The sequence below is a fragment of the Streptomyces sp. NPDC079141 genome, assembly GCF_040686775.1.
GTDB lineage: Bacteria > Actinomycetota > Actinomycetes > Streptomycetales > Streptomycetaceae > Streptomyces.
The window spans coordinates 113,896-132,307 of record NZ_JBFBLP010000017.1 but is presented as its reverse complement, the minus strand read 5'-3'; the positions used below and the strand labels follow the sequence as shown (position 1 = coordinate 132,307).

Annotated in this window: 18 protein-coding genes; 7 read left to right on the top strand and 11 right to left on the bottom strand. The window is 70.3% G+C overall.

The genetic code is table 11. The features are described from left to right. Window positions 1-196: 196 nt before the first annotated feature. Window positions 197-1,537: a hypothetical protein gene (locus AB0Q90_RS34200; protein ID WP_363162413.1), complete on the top strand. Its 1,341-nt coding sequence runs from the start codon at window positions 197-199 to the stop codon at window positions 1,535-1,537. A gap of 18 nt (window positions 1,538-1,555) precedes the next feature. Here AB0Q90_RS34200 and AB0Q90_RS34195 read toward each other — a convergent pair whose 3' ends face one another. The 3 genes from AB0Q90_RS34195 to AB0Q90_RS34185 all read right to left on the bottom strand — a co-directional run bounded on the left by AB0Q90_RS34195 (window position 1,556) and on the right by AB0Q90_RS34185 (window position 3,971). Further along, window positions 1,556-2,335 carry a serine protease gene (locus tag AB0Q90_RS34195; protein ID WP_363162412.1) on the bottom strand — a complete coding sequence of 260 codons (780 nt, stop codon included), beginning with the start codon at window positions 2,333-2,335 and terminating at the stop codon, window positions 1,556-1,558. A gap of 155 nt (window positions 2,336-2,490) precedes the next feature. After that, window positions 2,491-2,709: a hypothetical protein gene (locus tag AB0Q90_RS34190; RefSeq protein ID WP_363162410.1), complete on the bottom strand. Its 219-nt coding sequence runs from the start codon at window positions 2,707-2,709 to the stop codon at window positions 2,491-2,493. Window positions 2,710-2,804: 95 nt separating this feature from the next. Continuing rightward, a complete protein-coding gene (locus AB0Q90_RS34185) occupies window positions 2,805-3,971 on the bottom strand; it encodes a Cmx/CmrA family chloramphenicol efflux MFS transporter (protein WP_363162409.1) in 1,167 nt (388 codons plus the stop codon). A 285-nt stretch (window positions 3,972-4,256) separates the two neighbouring features. On the opposite strand from AB0Q90_RS34185, the gene AB0Q90_RS34180 reads away from it, so the two are divergent. From AB0Q90_RS34180 to AB0Q90_RS34170, 3 genes are read left to right on the top strand one after another with little or no spacing between them, the layout of a single operon-like run. Next, window positions 4,257-4,823, top strand: a complete 567-nt coding sequence (locus AB0Q90_RS34180; RefSeq protein ID WP_363162408.1) for a YdeI/OmpD-associated family protein — start codon at window positions 4,257-4,259, stop codon at window positions 4,821-4,823. Window positions 4,824-4,849: 26 nt separating this feature from the next. Further along, window positions 4,850-5,458 (top strand): isochorismatase family protein, encoded by a 609-nt coding sequence (locus tag AB0Q90_RS34175; protein ID WP_363162407.1) that lies wholly within the window; start codon window positions 4,850-4,852, stop codon window positions 5,456-5,458. Window positions 5,459-5,488: 30 nt separating this feature from the next. Next, the gene (locus AB0Q90_RS34170) at window positions 5,489-6,355 is read left to right on the top strand and encodes an AraC family transcriptional regulator (RefSeq protein WP_363162406.1); all 867 of its coding nucleotides are present in this window, start codon (window positions 5,489-5,491) and stop codon (window positions 6,353-6,355) included. A 92-nt stretch (window positions 6,356-6,447) separates the two neighbouring features. On the opposite strand, the gene AB0Q90_RS34165 is transcribed toward AB0Q90_RS34170, so the two are convergent. After that, complete coding sequence (locus AB0Q90_RS34165) at window positions 6,448-7,056, bottom strand: YceI family protein (RefSeq protein WP_363162405.1); 609 nt, start codon at window positions 7,054-7,056, stop codon at window positions 6,448-6,450. A 185-nt stretch (window positions 7,057-7,241) separates the two neighbouring features. On the opposite strand from AB0Q90_RS34165, the gene AB0Q90_RS34160 reads away from it, so the two are divergent. The 3 genes from AB0Q90_RS34160 (at window position 7,242) to AB0Q90_RS34150 (ending at window position 11,521) form a co-directional block, all read left to right on the top strand. Further along, window positions 7,242-9,548 (top strand): polysaccharide lyase 8 family protein, encoded by a 2,307-nt coding sequence (locus tag AB0Q90_RS34160; protein WP_363162404.1) that lies wholly within the window; start codon window positions 7,242-7,244, stop codon window positions 9,546-9,548. 154 nt (window positions 9,549-9,702) lie between these two features. Continuing rightward, the gene (locus AB0Q90_RS34155) at window positions 9,703-11,286 is read left to right on the top strand and encodes an acyl-CoA carboxylase subunit beta (protein WP_363162403.1); all 1,584 of its coding nucleotides are present in this window, start codon (window positions 9,703-9,705) and stop codon (window positions 11,284-11,286) included. Between the two features lie 46 nt (window positions 11,287-11,332). Beyond that, window positions 11,333-11,521 (top strand): acyl-CoA carboxylase subunit epsilon, encoded by a 189-nt coding sequence (locus tag AB0Q90_RS34150; protein ID WP_363162402.1) that lies wholly within the window; start codon window positions 11,333-11,335, stop codon window positions 11,519-11,521. Between the two features lie 170 nt (window positions 11,522-11,691). Here AB0Q90_RS34150 and AB0Q90_RS34145 read toward each other — a convergent pair whose 3' ends face one another. The 7 genes from AB0Q90_RS34145 to AB0Q90_RS34115 form a co-directional block, all read right to left on the bottom strand. Beyond that, window positions 11,692-12,273, bottom strand: a complete 582-nt coding sequence (locus AB0Q90_RS34145) for an ATP/GTP-binding protein (RefSeq protein WP_361694537.1) — start codon at window positions 12,271-12,273, stop codon at window positions 11,692-11,694. After that, on the bottom strand, window positions 12,254-12,835 hold the full coding sequence (locus AB0Q90_RS34140) for a DUF742 domain-containing protein (protein ID WP_363162401.1): 582 nt from the start codon (window positions 12,833-12,835) through the stop codon (window positions 12,254-12,256). The genes AB0Q90_RS34145 and AB0Q90_RS34140 overlap by 20 nt, the downstream gene beginning before the upstream one ends. 95 nt (window positions 12,836-12,930) lie before the next feature. Continuing rightward, window positions 12,931-13,344 (bottom strand): roadblock/LC7 domain-containing protein, encoded by a 414-nt coding sequence (locus AB0Q90_RS34135; protein ID WP_004983065.1) that lies wholly within the window; start codon window positions 13,342-13,344, stop codon window positions 12,931-12,933. 10 nt (window positions 13,345-13,354) lie between these two features. Further along, window positions 13,355-16,552, bottom strand: a complete 3,198-nt coding sequence (locus AB0Q90_RS34130) for a nitrate- and nitrite sensing domain-containing protein (protein WP_363162400.1) — start codon at window positions 16,550-16,552, stop codon at window positions 13,355-13,357. 377 nt (window positions 16,553-16,929) lie between these two features. Beyond that, the gene (locus AB0Q90_RS34125) at window positions 16,930-17,505 is read right to left on the bottom strand and encodes an ATP/GTP-binding protein (RefSeq protein ID WP_015657619.1); all 576 of its coding nucleotides are present in this window, start codon (window positions 17,503-17,505) and stop codon (window positions 16,930-16,932) included. Continuing rightward, window positions 17,486-17,884, bottom strand: coding sequence for a DUF742 domain-containing protein (locus AB0Q90_RS34120; RefSeq protein WP_015657618.1), 399 nt, complete (start codon window positions 17,882-17,884; stop codon window positions 17,486-17,488). Before AB0Q90_RS34120 ends, AB0Q90_RS34125 begins: the two co-directional genes overlap by 20 nt. A gap of 110 nt (window positions 17,885-17,994) precedes the next feature. Further along, window positions 17,995-18,408 carry a roadblock/LC7 domain-containing protein gene (locus AB0Q90_RS34115; protein WP_030231800.1) on the bottom strand — a complete coding sequence of 138 codons (414 nt, stop codon included), beginning with the start codon at window positions 18,406-18,408 and terminating at the stop codon, window positions 17,995-17,997. Window positions 18,409-18,412: the final 4 nt, after the last annotated feature.

Sequence of the window (18,412 nt, the reverse complement as noted above, 5' to 3'; positions counted from 1 at the left end):
GTACACACACCGATTCCGGCGGGGATTGCCCCGCCGGAATCGATGACGGGCGGATTCGGGCCGGGCGACGGCCATGGAACCGGCGTGTCGCCGACCCGAATCCGCCCGTTGCTCCCGCCTGGCGGGCCGAGGCAACCGCGTCGATTGTGCCGACGGAGGCGGTCCGTTTGCCCGTTTCGTCAGGTAGCGTCGAAGTATGAGGACTCAGCTGTCGCGCCTTGCGCGCTGGGCCTTGGTGCCGGTTGCCGCCGGGCTGCTGGTGCTCACGGCCGGTGCGCCCGGCGCACTCGCGGCCAGCGACCTTTCCACGGTCGCCGAGGCGCTGCGCGAGGATCCCGTCTATGTCGATCCCGCCGCCTCCGACCAGCTGTCGTCGGCCGACGCGGAGGCGCTCGCCGACAAGATCAGAGACGCCGACAAGCCCATCTTCGTCGCCGTTCTTCCCGCCGATCAGCCCGAGCAGGACCTGTTCGTGAACCTGCGTACCGAGACCGGCATCACCGGCCTGTACGCCGTGCGCAGCGGCGACCGCTTCGGAGCGCAGGCCGATTCGTCCGTGCTGAGCAACCAGGCGGTGGACAACCTGGTCACCGCCGTGCGGGGCACCGACGACGTCAAGGCGCAGCTGAACGACTTCGTCGACAGCGCGCTGCTCAACGTCGGCGGCTCGGCCCCCGCGTCCTGGGACTCCTCCACGTCCGACGGTGTGCCCGTCGCCGGTCTGATCACCACCGGCGTGGTGCTGGCCGCGGGCGGAGCGGGCGCGTACGCACTGGTGCGGCGCCGGCGCCTCATGCACGAGCAGGAGCAGCGGGCGGCGCTGGAGAAGCTGCGGGTGGTGGTCGACGAGGACATCACCGCGTTCGGCGAGGAACTGGAACGCCTGGACTTCCACCCCGGCGAGCCGGGCGCCGACGACGCCATGCGCGAGGACTACGAACACGCCCTGGACGCCTACGAACAGGCGAAGTCGCTGATGGCGGCGACAACGAGGCCGGAGGAGGTGCGGGGCGTCACCCAGGCCCTGGAGGACGGCCGCTTCTCGCTCGCCCGGCTCGCCGCCCGCCGCGAGGGCCGGCCGCTGCCCGAGCGCCGGCCGCCCTGCTTCTTCGACCCCCGGCACGGCCCGTCCGTCGCCGACGTGACCTGGACGCCGGCGGGCGCCGCGACCCGCGAGGTCCCGGTCTGCGCGGCCGACCGGGTCCGCCTGGCCGACGGCCGGGACCCGATGATCCGCGAGGTCACCACCGACTCCGGCGCCCGCCGCCCGTACTGGGACGCGGGCCCCGCCTACGGCCCCTGGGCAGGCGGCTACTTCGGCGGCGGCATCCTGCCCGGCCTGCTCATCGGCACGATGCTCGGCAGCATGATGGCCAGCCCCGCCTACGCCGCCGACTACGGCGCCGGTTACGGCTACGGCGCCACCGGCGGCGGCTACGAGGGCGGCGACGTCTCCGGAGCCGACTTCGACTCCGGAGACTTCGGCGGCGGGTTCGGGGACTTCGGGGGCGGCGGGGACTTCGGCGGAGGCTTCTGACCGCCGCCCTCTGACGGCTTAGAGCGACGCCGCCGCGGAGGCGATGGCCGAGGCGAAGGTGGAGACCTCGGTGTAGACACCGGGGGCGTTGGGGCGGGCGCAGCCTATGCCCCAGCTGACGATGCCGACCTGGATCCATGCGTTCGAGGCGTCCCGGCGGAACATCGGGCCACCGGAGTCGCCCTGACAGGTGTCGACGCCGCCCGCGGTGTACCCGGCGCAGATCTCCTCGCTCGGGATGAGCCCGCTGTAGCCGCTGTACGACCGGCAGGTCGCGTCACTCACGAACGGCACGGTCGCCTTGAGCAGGTAGCGCTGCTGGGCGCCGCCCTCGGTGGCCGCGCCCCAGCCGGCGACGGTGAAGGTGCCGGTGTTGTACTGCGTGGTCGTGGCGATCTTCAGGGTGGGCAGGTTGATCGGCTGGGCGAGCTTGATGAGCGCCCAGTCCTTGCCGTCGCCGTTGTAGCCGGGGGCGCGGTAGACGTAGGTGGAGCGGACCTGGATGCGGCTGCTGGACTGGAGGTCCACGACGCCGGCGGTGGCGGTGATGCTGGTGTTGGCGCCGGTGCGGCCCACGCAGTGCGCAGCGGTGAGCACGATCTGCTGGGTGTAGAGCGCGCCGCCGCAGCCCATCGAGAGCCGGACCATGAACGGGAACTCGCCCTGCGCGGCGCGGGTGCCGCCGACGACGGGCGCCGGGGCCGCCTGTGCGGCGGACACGGGCTGAAGGCTGAGGACGGCGAGGGCGGCCGTGGCGGCGACCGCGCATCTCTTCAGGTTCTTGAGGAGAGTCTTCAACGGGATGCCTTCCGTGGGGGGTTGGTGGAGGCATGCGTGGTCGCGGCTGGTGAGCGCCGCGCTGCGTTGTCGCGAGCATGCCAACCTTGTGCTGGGATTATGAGAACCCTGTGAGTGCGCGCACAAGAGGGGTAATCCGGCCAGTCGGGCCGCGCTCAGGAACCGTGGTGCGCCACCGCGTACCGCTCACCGGCGGCATGCCACCACCCGGGCGGGGAAGGCGAGTTCGGCCCGACCGTCGGCTGCTCGGGATGGAGCCCGAGCAGCCGCAGGGCACCGGCGTCGACATGGACCGTGATCCACGCACGCCAGTGCCCGTCGGCACCCGGACCGCACACGCGGTCCCAGCGGACCTCGTCCCCGCCGAACGGCATCCAGTCGATGCCGCGCTCACGCAGTCAAGCGCGAACGGCGGCCAGGGGACGGGGACTTCCCTTTCCGAGCTCGTAGGACGCGATGGTCACCCACGTCATGCCGACCAGGATGCCGCAGTACGCCGCCGGCGTGCAGCCTTCGCACTTACGGCCACCAGAGACAGGGCGACCAGCCCGGCACTGACCCACACCGGCGACCGGTACCCGAGGCCCGCCCCGATCGCCGTACCGCCGAGCCAAGGTCCCAGCGCGGCCCCGACGTTGAACGCGGCCGTGGCGAAGCCGCCGCCCAGGGTGGGGGCACCAGGAGCTGCGTACAGCGCCTGCGCGATGAGTGTGGACCCGACGCCGAAGGAGAGGGCGCCCTGCACGAGGACGAGCCCGAGGGCCAGGGCGGGCTGTCCGGCGCCGAGGCCGAGGACGATCCACCCGAGACAGAGGGCGCCACCGCCCGCGCCCAGCACCACCTCCGGCCGCCGGTCGGCGAACCGCCCCCCGACGCTCACCCCCACGAACGCCCCTGCCCCGAACAGCGCAAGGACGACGGGTACGTACACCTCGCCCAGTCCGGTCACGCGCGTGACGAGGGACGCGAGGTAGGTGAACGTGCAGAAGGTCGCCCCGTTCACGAGGGCGCCCAGCAGCAGCGTGACCCGGAGCCGCCGGTCGCGCAGCGCCCGCACCTCGCCGCGCAGCGCGGGACGCGCGGAGCCGTCGGCACCGCGCGGAACCGACACCGCCACCGCGACCAGCGCGGGCGCGGACACCAGCGCCACCGCCCAGAACGCGGCCCGCCAGCCCCAGAGTTGACCGAGCACCGCGCCCGCGGGCACCCCCACCACACAGGCCAGCGTCACCCCGCCGAGCAGCGTGGACGTGGCCCGCCCCTTGGCGTCCGGCCCGACCATGCCGACGGCCGCGACAAGAGCGACGGCCAGAAACCCGGCGTTGGCAAGCGCACCGAGGACACGAGTGACGAGCAGTACGGCGAAACTCTCGGTCAGGGCGCCGACGACATGAACCCCGAGAAAGACAACGAGAAACCCGAGCAACGCCCCCCGACGCGACCACCGCCGGGCAACCCCGGCCATCAGCGGCGCCCCGACGACCATCCCCCCGGCAAAGGCCGAGGTCAGCGCACCGGCGGCCGGCACGGAGACCCCGAGGTCCCGCGCGATGTCCGGCACCAGCCCGGACAGCATGAACTCGGACGTCCCCTGAGCGAAGACAGCAAGGCCCAGCAGATGTAGAGCAAACGGCATGAAGAAACTCCGCAACCCGAAGTCGAGATCGAAAACGGCACGTCGGAACGGCCGCCGGTGGCGGAGCGAGCGAGCCCTGATCAGGTCAGCGCGGCATCACGAGCAGCCACCGGAGAGCCGGTGGCCGGAGTCTGGATGCTTCGGGGCTGGACATGGGGGCAGGGTAGGCGGGCCTGGTGGAGTGGGGCCAACCGTTTTTGGGGAAGTGCGTTTCCGGGAAACGCACTTCCCCAACCATGCCGACCTAGGACACTTTCTGACCTATATCCCTCCTACGGTCGTCCCATGACGCCCCCCGCCGAGCTCGAAACCCACCCCTTCCCCTCCGCCGCCGCCCTCGACACCTGGCTGGCCGCCCACCCCGCGCCCCACCCCGGCCTCTGGGTCAAGGTCGCCAAGAAGGGCTCGGGTGTCGTCTCCGTCACCGCTGCCGAGGTGAACGATGTGGCCCTCTGCCACGGCTGGATCACCGGGCAGCGCAAGGGACTTGACGCCTCGTACTTCCTGCAGAAGATCACCCCGCGCCGGCCCGGCAGTGTCTGGTCCATGGTCAACGTGCGGCGGGTGGCGGAGCTGAGTGCGGAAGGGCGTATGCGGCCCGCCGGGATCGCGGAGGTCGACGCGGCGAAGGCCGACGGGCGGTGGGCGGCGGCGTACAAGTCGCAGAGCGAGGCCGGTGTGCCCGAGGATCTGGTGCGGGAGCTGGAGCGGCATCCGCAGGCCAAGGCCGCGCTCGAGCGGCTCGGGAAGACGGACCGGTACCTCGTCATGCTGGGCCTGCTCCAGGCACGTACCCCGGACCGGCGCAAGGTCCAACTGGCCGCGGCCATCGCGAAATTGCAGGCGAAGTGAGCCGAACCCGCGGCTAGCGTGTGCGCATGCCGTACACCCCCGCCCTCCTCGTGATCGACATGCAGAACGCCCTGATGCCCCTCGCGCACCGGGCCGCCGAGACCACCGAAGTGATTGCCGGGCTGCGCCGGCGGGCCCTCGCGGCCGGCGTGCCGGTGGTGACCGTCCAGCACCGGGGCGCGGAACTGGTCCCCGGCACCGACGGCTGGCGCACGGTGCCCGCGCTCGCGCCCGCCGCCGGCGAGCCGGTCGTCCACAAGACCAGTGCCGACAGCTTCCTCGCCACCGACCTGGACCGGACCCTGAAGGCGCTGGGTGTCACCGAGGTGATCGTCACCGGGTTCGCCACCGAGATCTGCGTGGACACCACGGCACGACAGGCGCTGAGCCACGGCTACGACCTGCTGCTGGTCGCCGACGGACATACGACGTCCGAGCGGGACGGGGAGGGTGACTACGTAGCTCCGGCACGGTCGATCGCCCACCACAACGAGATCTTCCGCCACCTCGACTTCCCCGGGCGCGGCATCCGCGTACGGCCCGCGGCCGGCGTGGACTTCGGTGCCGACACGCCCCGCCGCACCCGACCGGACCGGGCACGGAATGTCGGGTCCAGCAGGGTGGGTCCTTCCTAACGTGAGTGATCGAAAGGGAAGGAGTCCGCAGTGCTGGAGGGGCTCAACCAGGCCATGGCGCACATCGAGGGCCACCTCGACGGGCGCATCGAGGCGACCGACCTCGCACGGATCGCGACGACCTCGGAGTACCACTTCCGGCGGCTGTTCTCCGCGCTCGCGGGGATGCCGCTGTCGGAGTACGTCCGGCGCCGGCGGCTGACGGTCGCGGGTGCGGAGGTGCTGGCCGGTGAGCGGACGCTGCTGGAGATCGCGGTGCGGTACGGCTACACCTCGGGGGAGGCGTTCGCGCGGGCGTTCCGCGCGATGCACGGCGTCGGCCCCGGCGAGGCCAGGCGGACCGGCGCGAGTCTGCAGTCCCAGCCGCGGATGTCCTTCCGTCTGGTCATCGAAGGGAGCAGCAGCATGCGATACCGGGTCGTGGAGAAGGACGAGTTCCGGGTGGTCGGCAGGAAGGCACGGGTCCCGCTCGTGCACGAGGGGATGAACCCCGCCATCGCCGACTTCATCCGGAGCATCGACAAGGAGACGCTGGAGCGCGTCAAGGGCCTCTCCGACCAGGAGCCGGAGGGTGTGGTCGGGGTGAGCGCCGATCTGGCCGAGAGCCGTGCCGAGGGAACCGAACTGGACTACTACCACGGCGTGGTGACGGGTGCCCCGGCGCCCGAGGACCTGGACGCGCTCACCGTCCCGGCCGGGACATGGGCGGTCTTCGAGAGCTCCGGGGAGTTCCCGCAGGCGCTCCAGTACCTGTGGCGGGACGTGTTCACCCAGTGGTTCCCGGCCAACCCGTACCGCAGCCGTCCGGGACCGGAGATCCTGCGCACCCGGCTCTCCGAGGACGCCTCACACGCGGACGCGGAGCTGTGGATCCCCGTGGAGCACACCACGGACTGAGCCGGCCGGACAGCCGAGCGCCCGCCCTCCCGTACGGGGGAGTGGAGGGCGGGCGCGCTCGGGGGATGCGGCGGGGAGCGGTCGTAGGGCCGTCACGCGTTCTTGATCGCCGAGATGTCGAAGTTCAGCTTGATCTTGTCGGAGACCAGGACGCCGCCGGTCTCCAGCGCCGCGTTCCAGGTCAGGCCCCACTCGGAGCGCAGGATCTCGGCCTTGCCCTCGAAGCCGACGCGCTCGTTGCCGAAGGGGTCCTTCGCGGCGCCGTTGAACTCCAGGTCGATGGTGAGCGGCTTGGTGGTGCCGAGGATCGTCAGCTCGCCGGTGATGCGGTAGTCGTCGCCACCGAGGGCTTCGGCCTTGGTGGAGCGGAACGTCATCGTCGGGAACTCGTCCGCCTTGAAGAAGTCCGCGCTCTTGAGGTGACCGTCGCGGTCCGCGCTGCCGGTGTCGATGCTGTCCATCTTCACGTCGATCGAGGCGGTCGACTTCGACGGGTCGGTGCCGTCCAGCCGCAGCGAGCCGCTGAAGTCGAGGAACTTGCCCTTGACGTTCGTGACCATGGCGTGCCGGGCGACGAAGCCGAGCGTGGAGTGGGCCGGGTCGATGGAGTAGTCGCCGGTCAGCGCGGCGAGCTCGGGGTTCACCGCGGCGGGGGTCTCGGTGGCGGTGTCGGTGGCGGGCTTGCGGCCGAAGATGCCCATGATGTGCTCCTGGGGAGATGATGTTGAATGTTCAACGAGGTGAACACGGACGACGATAGACCTATTCCGTTCAAGTTTCAACATCATCCGCTGCGTGTTTTCGGAATTACTCCGTGTAATCGCAGTAATCGCGCCGACCGGGCCAACCCCCGCTTCCGCTGCGGCAGTTGAGGGGAGTAGAGCGTATGGACATGACACGCCGGGCCCTGCTCCTCGCCACCGCCCTGAGCCTCACCACGGCCACCGGGACCGCCCGCGCCGCCGACGACGACGCCTACGACGTCCTGCGCCGCCGCTGGCTCGACATCGCCCTCGGCACCGGCTACGACCCCACGGCCGAGCCCTACGCCGCCCGCCTCGCCGAGACCGGCACCCTGGCCCGCGGCTTCCGGGCCGGCATGGCGCCCACGGCCACGTCCCTGTGGCCGACGCACCCGTACACCCCGCCCTCCGGCATCACCCAGAGCTACAGCCGTCTGTGGACCATGGCCCAGGCGTACCTCCAGCAGGGCACCGGATCCACCGGCGACGAGACCCTCCTCGCCGACGTCCTGCGCGGCCTCGACCACCTCTCCGCCACGGTCTACAACCCGTCCACCACCCGCTACGGCAACTGGTGGGAATGGCAGATCGGCAGCCCACGCCTGCTCATGGACATCGTGGCGGCCCTCCACGACCACCTCGGCGAAGCACGGATCGGCGCCGCCTGCGCCGCCGTCGACCACTTCGTCCCCGACACGATGCTCACCGACTACTCCGGCACCTCCACCGGCGCCAACCGCGTCGACCTGTGCCGCTCCGTCGCCCTGCGCGGCATCCTCGGCCGGGCCCCGGCGAAGATCGCACTTGCCCGCGACGCGCTCTCGCCGGTCTTCCCGTACGTCACGAAGGGCGACGGGCTCTACGCCGACGGCTCCTTCGTCCAGCACACCTGGGTCGCCTACTCGGGCACCTACGGACAGGTCCTCCTCGACGGCCTCGGCCGTCTCTTCGCCCTGCTCGCCGGTTCGGAATGGGAGGTGACCGACCCCAACCGGCAGATCGTTCTGGACAGCGTCGAGCACGCCTACGCCCCGCTCATTCACGACGGCCTGGTCATGGACAGCGTCAACGGCCGCGCCATCAGCCGGGGTTACCTCAAGAGCGACGAGCGCGGCGTGCTGCGCGGCGACCACTTCCACGGCCAGGGCATCATCGCCGCGACGGCCCTGCTCGCGGGCGGCGCGAGCCCGGCGGAACGGGACCGCTGGTACGGCCGTATCAAGGGCTGGATCGCACGCGACACGGTCAGCCCGATCCTCACGGCACGGCAGTTCGGCGTGGCCGATCTCGCCCGGCTGCACGCGGTCGCCGCGGCGCCGGTCGAGGCCGCCCAGGACCCCGTCGGCCACCGGCTCTTCGCCGCCATGGACCGGGCCGTGCACCGCCGCCCCGGCTTCGTCGCGAACATCGCCATGGCGAGCGATCGCATCGCGTACTACGAGTGCGGCAACGGCGAGAACCCGCGCGGCTGGCACACCGGCGCCGGAATGCTGTCCTGGTGGGCGGACGGCAACGGCGGCCAGTACACGGACTGGTACTGGCCCACCGTCGACTGGTACCGCCTCCCCGGTACGACGGTCTCCAGCAGACGCCTGCCCGACCGGGCCGGCGGCGAGTGGGGCGAGCCCAAGCCCGACGTGCGCTGGGTCGGCGGCGCCACCGACGGCGAGTACGCGGCGATCGGCCAGCACCTGAAGGGCCTCGGCTCGACGCTTGAGGCCCGCAAGTCGTGGTTCTGCGCCGCCGACGCCGTGATCTGCCTCGGCGCCGGGATCACCTGCACCGACGGCGTCCCGGTCGAGACGGTCGTCGACAACCGCAATCTGGGGGAGGACGGCACCCGGACCTTCGTACGCGGGGAGGGCTGGGCCCACCTGGAGGGGCACGGCGGCTGGCTGGTCCCGGACGGAGACCTGAAGACCCTCCGGGAGGACCGCACCGGCGCCTGGTCCGACATCAACACCACCAGTACGACCGAACGGCGCACCCGCCGCTGGCAGACCCTCTGGCTGGACCACGGCACCGACCCGACGGACGCCGGGTACCTGTACGTCCTCCTGCCCGGCGCCTCCCGCACCGCGGTCGCGGCCCGCGCGGCCGACCGCGCCTGGCTGTCGGTCCTCGCCAACGACCCCGGCTGCCAGGCGGTCCGGATCTCCTCCCTCGGACTGACGGCCGCCAACTTCTGGCAGGCCGGTACGGCGGGCCCGCTCACCTCCTCGGCGGGCGCGAGCGTGCTGCTCCGCCGCCGGGGCCGTACCGCTACCCTCTGCGTGAGCGAGCCACCGCGCACGGGCGCCCCGCTGGAGATCGTCTGGGACCACCCGGTGCGCTCGGTGATCCGGGCCGACGACACGGTCGAGGTCATCGCCACGGGCCGCCGACTGCACCTCCGCGTCACTCCGGGGAGGGCATGTGCGAGCCACGAATGTGAGGTGGCTCTCAGCTGACGGCTTTGTGTGACCCCTACAAGCCCCAAGCCCCCTGAGCAGTCGGAACGGCTGCATGCCGTCGCGGTTCTGTTCAGGGGTACCAGGAAAACGGGTCGGAGACTGTACGGAGTCGACGGCCCGCTTTCCTTGGCGGGCTTCGTAAGGTCGCTACATGACCGTTTTGGAAGAGACGACGGGTGAGCCCACGGACGCACGCGGCCGGGTCGCCGAGCTGCACGAGATCCGTGCGGCGGCACTGGCCGGTCCCAGCGAGAAGGCGACCGCGGCGCAGCACGCCAAGGGCAAGCTGACCGCCCGGGAGCGGATCGAGCTGCTGCTCGACCCGGGCACCTTCCAGGAGGTCGAGCAGCTGCGCCGGCACCGGGCCCAGGGCTTCGGCCTGGAGTCCAAGAAGCCGTACACCGACGGTGTCATCACCGGCTGGGGCACGGTGGAGGGCCGCACGGTCTTCGTCTACGCCCATGACTTCCGCATTTTCGGCGGCGCGCTGGGCGAGGCCCACGCCACCAAGATCCACAAGATCATGGACATGGCCATCGCGGCCGGTGCCCCGCTGGTCTCCCTGAACGACGGCGCCGGCGCCCGTATCCAGGAGGGCGTCTCCGCCCTCGCCGGCTACGGCGGCATCTTCCAGCGCAACACCAAGGCGTCCGGTGTCATCCCGCAGATCTCGGTGATGCTCGGCCCGTGCGCGGGCGGCGCGGCGTACTCGCCCGCCCTGACGGACTTCGTCTTCATGGTCCGTGAGACCTCGCAGATGTTCATCACGGGCCCGGACGTCGTGAAGGCCGTGACGGGCGAGGAGATCACCCAGAACGGCCTCGGCGGCGCCGACGTGCACGCAGAGACCTCCGGTGTCTGCCACTTCGCCTACGACGACGAGGAGACGTGCATCGCCGAGGTGCGCTACCTCCTCTCCATGCTCCCGCAGAACAACCGCGAGAACCCGCCGCGGGTGGAGTCCACCGACGAGGCGGACCGCCGCAGCGACGTCCTGCTCGACCTGGTCCCGGCCGACGGCAACCGCCCGTACGACATGGCCAAGGTCATCGAGGAGATCGTTGACGACGGCGACTACCTGGAGGTCCACGAGCGCTGGGCGCGGAACATCATCTGCGCGCTGGCCCGCCTGGACGGCCAGGTCGTCGGCATCGTCGCCAACCAGCCGCAGTCCCTGGCCGGCGTCCTGGACATCGAGGCCTCGGAAAAAGCTGCGCGCTTTGTCCAGATGTGTGACGCTTTTAACATCCCGATCATCACTTTCCTCGATGTCCCGGGCTTCCTTCCCGGCGTCGACCAGGAGCACGGCGGAATCATCCGCCACGGCGCGAAGCTGCTGTACGCCTACTGCAACGCGACCGTGCCGCGGATCTCCCTCATCCTGCGCAAGGCCTACGGAGGTGCCTACATCGTCATGGACAGCCAGTCCATCGGTGCGGACCTCACCTACGCGTGGCCGACGAACGAGATCGCCGTGATGGGCGCCGAAGGTGCCGCCAACGTCATCTTCCGCCGCCAGATCGCGGAGGCAGAGGACCCCGAGGCCATGCGGGCCCGCATGGTCAAGGAGTACAAGTCCGAGCTGATGCACCCGTACTACGCGGCAGAGCGCGGCCTGGTGGACGACGTCATCGACCCCGCCGAGACGCGCGAGGTCCTCGTCCGCTCCCTGGCGATGCTCCAGTCGAAGCACGCCGACCTGCCGTCCCGCAAGCACGGCAACCCCCCGCAGTAACCCACCGGTACCGCTGCGGAAACCTCTCTCACGGAGACTGACACCCATGAACCTCCCTGACATTCGCGTCGAGAAGGGCCACGCCGAGCCCGAGGAAGTCGCCGCCATCACGGCCGTCCTGCTGGCCCGCGCGGCCGCCCAGCCGACGCCTCCGGCCCACCGCGGCCGCGCCAAGGCCGGCTGGCGCCGCCTGGAGCGCGAGCCCGGCTTCCGGGCACCGCACAGCTGGCGCTAAAGACCACGAAGAAGGGCCCCTCTCGAAGGAGAGGGGCCCTTCTTCGTGCCCCAAAGGGGCGCGGGGCTGTATCGACATGCGGCTCCGCCGCGTGGGCGCGACAAGCCAATGGGCTGCCGCAGACGGCAAACAACCGTCCGAGGCAGCCCAGTAGCCGCAAGAACCGATACCTACCGCAGTCGAGCCATCAACGCATGCTCGACCAGCGTGATCAGCGTCGACTTGGCGTCCGCACGATGCCGGGCGTCCGTCGTGATGATCGGGGTGTCCGGACCGATCTGCAGCGCCTCGCGCACCTCGTCCGGCTGGTACGGCTGGTTGCCGTCGAAGCCGTTGAGGGCGATGACGAACGGCAGACCCGAGTTCTCGAAGTAGTCGACCGCGGGGAAGCAGTCGGCAAGGCGCCTGGTGTCGACCAGGACGACCGCGCCGATCGCGCCGCGCACCAGGTCGTCCCACATGAACCAGAAGCGGTCCTGGCCGGGCGTACCGAAGAGGTACAGGATCAGGTCCTGGTCCAGGGTGATACGGCCGAAGTCCATGGCGACCGTCGTGGTCGTCTTGTCTCCGGTGTGGGTGAGGTCGTCGATGCCCGCCGAAGCAGACGTCATGACGGCCTCTGTGCGCAGCGGGTTGATCTCCGAGACGGCGCCGACGAACGTGGTCTTGCCCACGCCGAAGCCGCCCGCCACCACGATCTTCGCGGAGGTGGTGGAGCGGGAAGGACCGCCGCTAGAGCTTGCGAAGTCCACTGAGCACCCTTTCGAGCAGTGTCACGTCTGGCTGGCCGCCGGCGTTCTCGTCGCCGCCGGGCTGATGGATGGCGACCAGGCCCGCCTCCGCCAAGTCGGCGACGAGGATCCTGGCCACGCCGAGAGGGATCGTGAGCAGGGCCGAGATCTCGGCCACCGACTTGATCTCCCGGCAGAGGTTGCAGATCCGCTGATGCTCGGGCAGCTGGCCCTGCATCTGGTGCGGAGCCGCGGTGGTGTGCACCAGCGCCTCGATGGCGAGCTGGTACCGCGGCCTGGTGCGGCCGCCCGTCATGGCGTACGGGCGCACCAGGGGGTTGTTCGACGCCCCGGCGGGCGTCGGCTCAGGGGCGCGTCGCTGCGGCTGCACGGGCTGGATGCGCGGCGCCTGCGGCTGGTCGTACGGACCGGGACCCTGCGGGCCCTGCGGTGCGTACGGCTGCTGACGCCGGTGGCTCGGCGTGGAGGGGAAGTTGTACCGGTTCTGGGAACCGTCGTTCTGGCCCTGGGCAGGGTTGTACGACCAGTTGCCCGACGACGAACCGTCTGGGGGTGTTGCCACTTTCTCTCCTCCTCCGACTGTGCCTGGCACCCATCATGTGGAGCCGCGTCCCGAAACCTTACGGCCCCGGGACGCCAAAACGCACCGTCTGTCTGTTAGTTGAGAAGGCTCCCTTGGAGCTCGGCGCGCAGATCCGGCGTCAGAACCGTGCCCGCACGGTCCACCAGAAGGGCCATCTCGTACCCAATGAGGCCGATGTCCGCCTCGGGGTGGGCGAGAACCGCGAGCGAGGAACCGTCGGAGATGGACATGATGAAGAGGAATCCCCTCTCCATCTCCACAACCGTCTGGTTCACACTGCCGCCCTCGAAAATGCGCGAGGCGCCGGCAGTCAGCGAGGTCAGACCGGAGGCGACAGCCGCAAGCTGGTCGGCGCGGTCGCGCGGGAAGCCTTCGGACATCGCCAGAAGGAGTCCGTCGGCGGAGACCACCACCGTGTGCGACACCCCGGGGGTGTTGTCCACGAAATTGGTGATCAACCAGTTCAGGTTCTGTGCCGCCTGGCTCATCGGGCTCACACTAACGCTCCTGGTTGTAGGTGCTGTCAGGACCGAAGCCCTGGCCGTTCGTTTCACTTCCCGCGCTGCGGCCCCGCTGGACACCGCGGCGCAGGTTGCTCAGCCTGCCCCGGACGTCCTCGGGCGCGCGGGAGACCTGTGGGCCCCCCTGGGGGGTGGACTCGGCGGCTCCCTCGACCAGGTTGGCCTTGGGTACCCGCCGCGGCAGACCGGAGGAGGTGACCCCGCCTGCCTTGGGCTTGCGGAGCTGCGCCGCCTGCTGCCAGCGATCGTCGTTCGCCGAACGCCAGCCGTTGTCAGCGGGGCTCTCCGCGGGGGCCGGCGCTTCCTGCTGCACGGGCCGGGTGCCGTTCGTGCCGCTCGCGGTGGATCCGCGGCGGGGGAGCCCGGCGTCGGTCAGCTCGTGGGCGGCGGAGGGGGCCGGTCCCGGACGCTCGAAGCCTACGCGGTCGCGCTCACTTGCGTCAGCGGCCTGCACAGGTTCCGGTTCCGGAGAGTACTGGTCCGAGTGGCCGTTCCGGTAGTCGTCCTGCTGCGGCCAGTCGTCCTGGTAACGCCGCTCCTCGAAGGCCGGGAAGGATTCCGGTACGGCCGCCGTACCGCCCTCCTGAGCCGGCTCCGCATACGCGGGGTCGGGGTAGCCGCCGTTGGACGAGTAGCCACCGTTCTGCGGCAGACCGCCGTTCGGTGCGTAGTACTGCTCCTCGTACGCCGGCTGCTGCGGCTCGGCGTACGCCGTCTGGGGGTCGTACGCCCCCGGCTGCTCGGCGTAGCCGCCCTGGCCGTCCTGGCCCTGGCCGTAGGCCTGCTGTCCGGTGAACTCGTCGTACGCGGGCGCCTCGGGGCCGTCCTGGACGTCCTCCGGGCCGCCGGACTGGGCCTCCAGGGCCGCGCGGCGCTCCTCGCGCATCAGGGAGCGGCCCACGGGGTCCAGCTCACGGATGTCGTCGGGGACCTCGGTGTAGCGGCTGTCGTCGAAGCCGAGTTCGGCCGCCGTGCGCATTGGCTGGTGCTGGGGGCTGAAGTTCTCGCCCTGGAACTGCTGCTCCGGGATAATCTGCGAGACCGTGAACTCGTCGCGGTCGAGCTGCTGCTCGCCGCCACCGCCGTGGGTGATCGCGTCGGGCAGCATGACCAGCGAGGTGGTGCCGGCCTGCTCGCCCGAGGGGCGCAGCTGGACCCGGATGCCGTGCCGGTCGGACAGCCGGCCGACCACGAACAGGCCCATGCGCTGCGAGATCGCGGCGTCCACGGTCGGCGGGTTGGCCAGCTTGTGGTTGATGTCCGCGAAGTCCTCGGCGGTCAGGCCGATGCCCTTGTCGTGGATCTCGACCATGACGCGGCCGTCGGGCAGCCGGGTCGCGGTGACGCGGACCTTGGTCTGCGGCGAGGAGAACGTCGTCGCGTTCTCCAGCAGCTCCGCGAGCAGGTGCACGAGGTCGGTGACCGCGCGGCCGTGGATGTCGGCCTCCGGCACGCCGGACAGCTCGATGCGCTCGTACTGCTCCACCTCGGAGGAGGCGGCGCGCAGCACGTCGACCAGCGGGACCGGCTGGTCCCAGCGGCGGCCGGGCTCCTCGCCGGCGAGGACCAGGAGGTTCTCGCCGTTGCGGCGCATACGGGTCGCGAGGTGGTCCAGGCGGAAGAGGTTCTCCAGCTGGTCCGGGTCGGCCTCGTTGTTCTCCAGGTCGGTGATCAGGGTCAGCTGGCCCTCGATCAGCGACTGGTTGCGGCGCGACAGGTTGGTGAAGATCGCGTTGATGTTGCCCCGCAGCAGGGCCTGCTCGGCGGCGAGCCGGACGGCCTCGCGGTGGACCTGGTCGAAGGCGCGGGCGACTTCGCCGATCTCGTCGCGGGTGTTGATCGGGATGGGCTGCACCCGGGTGTCGACGCGGCCGGGGTCGGTGCGCGAGAGCTGGTCGACCAGCATCGGCAGCCGCTGCTCGGCGATGCCGAAGGCGGCGTTGCGCAGCTGGCGCATCGAGCGGCTCATCTGGCGGGCCACCATGCCGGCCAGGATGAACGCGGCGAGCAGGGCGACCACGACGGCGGCACCCACGACGAAGGCGTCACGCTTGGCTTCGTCGGCGATCGACGCGGCCTCGTTCACCGCGGTGTCGGCCATGTCCGACTCGATCTGGCGGTAGGCGTCGTACTTGAGCGTGTTGACCGCCCACCAGTTCTCGGCGGTGACGCCCTTCTGGGCGAGCCCGAGACGCTCGGAGGGGTCGGTGGTCTTCAGGCCGGCGACGGCCTTGACCATGTCGGTCGGGTTCTCCGGCGGCGCCACGTACTCAGGGTTCTTCGCCTCGGCCTGCTTGGCCATGGCCGCGCCCTTGGCCTTGATGTCGGTCTCGGCGTCCTTGAGCTTCTGCGCGTCCGCCTCGGTGCCACCGCCGATGTACTCCTGGACGGCGATGCCCTCCAGGTAGGCGTACGAGGACAGGGCGACCTTCTGGCTGGTGAGGCTGCCGGTGCCGGGGCCGGGCTGGACCAGCAGGTGCATACCGATGGAGCGCTGCAGCGACAGGGCCGCCTTGGTCAGCTCCATTGCGTAGACGGTGCGACCGTAGGAGGTGATGTTGCCGGTGCCCAGGCCGAGCTCGTTGGCGAACTCGGTCAGCGGGTGCGCGACCTGGACGTAGCCCTCTTCGGTCTCCACGCCGGGACGCTTGGTCGTGTACGCCTCGTCGCGCAGCGTCTCCAGCTGGGGCTCGACCTCGCGGAACAGCGACAGACGGCGCTCCAGGCCGGGCTTCGCGGGCATGCTCTGGGCTGCCTGGTCGAAGGCCTCGGCGGCGGCGTCCGTCTTCTTGCGGGCGTCGGTGACGACCGACTTGTCCCGGTTCAGCAGCAGCGGGGCCGCGGTGATGTCACGCTCGTTGTACAGGGCGTCCGCGTAGTTGAGGGAGGCCCGCACCAGGCGCGCGGTGTTCTCCGCGTCCTCGGCCTCCTGCCACGTGTCGATCGAGCTCTTCACCTGGAAGCCGCCCATGACGAGGCCGACCAGCACGGGTATGAGCAGGATCGCGTTCAGCCGGGTCGGCACCCGCCAGTTGCGCGGGGAGAGACGGCCGCCGCTGGGAGCGGGTGCGGCCGTCGGTTCCGAACCGGGCACAGGGGCGGGCGCCGCTCCGCGCGGCGGCGGGGTGAAGTTGCCCCGGGCCGACGGCTCGGGACCGTTCTTGCTTCGCCTCACTCGACCAACAACCTTCCGGCGGTCGGCACCTACGTTGTGCCGCAGTGTCTCAGAGCCCAGTACGCCATCGACTGTTGAGTACGTCATTGACTATTGGGCAGTTCAGGCATTCCAGCACGTGGACCTGCGCACTTCCAAACAGTGGAAAGCGTGGATTCCACGTGATGTAAGCCCCAGATAAAACGGTCATAAAGAGCGAGCCCCGCCAAAAGGCGGGGCTTTCGTGCGCGCAGCGAGACCGGTTGACCGCGACGCGTGGCGGTACCACCCGATTCCTCTGCCGAAACGTTATGAACACCGGGGCCGGCCGTGTCAAAGGCCACAGCCGGCTCCGGGACATCTACGACAACTGCCGTATGCGACCAGCGACTTGATCGTTACCGCAGTCGTGCCATGAGGGCATGCTCGACCAGTGTGATCAGCGCACTCTTGGCATCGGAGCGGTGCCGGGCGTCCGTCGTGATGATCGGGGTGTCGGGTCCGATCTGGAGCGCCTCGCGCACCTCCTCGGGCGCGTAGGGCTGGTGCCCGTCGAAGCCGTTGAGCGCCACGACGAACGGCAGTCCGCTGTTCTCGAAGTAGTCGACCGCCGGGAAGCAGTCGGCCAGGCGCCGGGTGTCGACGAGGACGACGGCACCGATCGCGCCGCGCACCAGGTCGTCCCACATGAACCAGAAACGGTCCTGACCGGGCGTACCGAACAGGTACAGGATCAGGTCCTGGTCGAGCGTGATGCGGCCGAAGTCCATGGCCACCGTGGTGGTGGTCTTGTCCCCGGTGTGCGTGAGGTCGTCGATGCCCGCGCTCGCGGACGTCATCACGGCCTCCGTGCGCAGCGGGTTGATCTCGGAGACGGCGCCGACGAACGTCGTCTTGCCGACGCCGAAGCCACCCGCCACCACGATCTTGGCGGAGGTGGTCGCCCGACCTCCGTCAGAGCTTGCGAAGTCCACTGAGCACCCTTTCGAGCAGCGTCACGTCCGGTGCGCCACCGTTGTTCTCGTCGCCACCCGGCTGGTGAATGGCGACCAGGCCGGCCTCCGCCAGGTCGGCGACGAGGATCCGGGCCACGCCCAGCGGCATGGACAGGAGCGCCGACACCTCGGCGACCGACTTCACCTCACGGCACAGGTGGCAGATGCGCTGGTGCTCCGGGAGCAGCCCCATGAGCGCTGCCGGGTCGGCCGTGGTGCTGATCAGGGCCTCGATGGCCAGCTGGTAGCGCGGCCGGGTCCGGCCGCCGGTCATCGCGTAAGGACGTACCAGCGGCTGGTCGCCCTCATCCTCGTACGGCTCCGCGTACGGATCATGAGAGGCGTTGGGCGGGGTCATGAATCCTCCGGGCGGGACAGCATGTTGTCAGTCGTGCCGTCTGACGGGGCCGGTGGGGGGACTGTGGCGGCCTGACGGTGATTTGGTGAGGCGGGTGGATCCGAGGTGGGTCAGTGGAGCAGACTGCCTTGCAGCTCGGCACGCAGATCGGGCGTGAGCACCGCGCCCGCGCGGTCGACCAGCAGCGCCATCTCGTAGCCGACGAGGCCGATGTCGCACTCCGGGTGGGCGAGGACGGCGAGGGACGAGCCGTCGGAGACGGACATGAGGAAAAGGAACCCTCTCTCCATCTCCACGACCGTCTGAGCGACGTCGCCGCCCTCGAAGATCCGGGAGGCTCCTGCGGTCAGCGAGGTCAGCCCGGAGGCGACGGCCGCGAGCTGGTCGGCGCGGTCGCGCGGAAAGCCCTCCGACAGCGCCAGCAGGAGACCGTCGGCGGACACGACGACGGTGTGGGACACCCCGGGGGTGTTGTCCACGAAGTTGGTGATCAACCAGTTGAGGTTCTGTGCCGCCTGGCTCATCTGG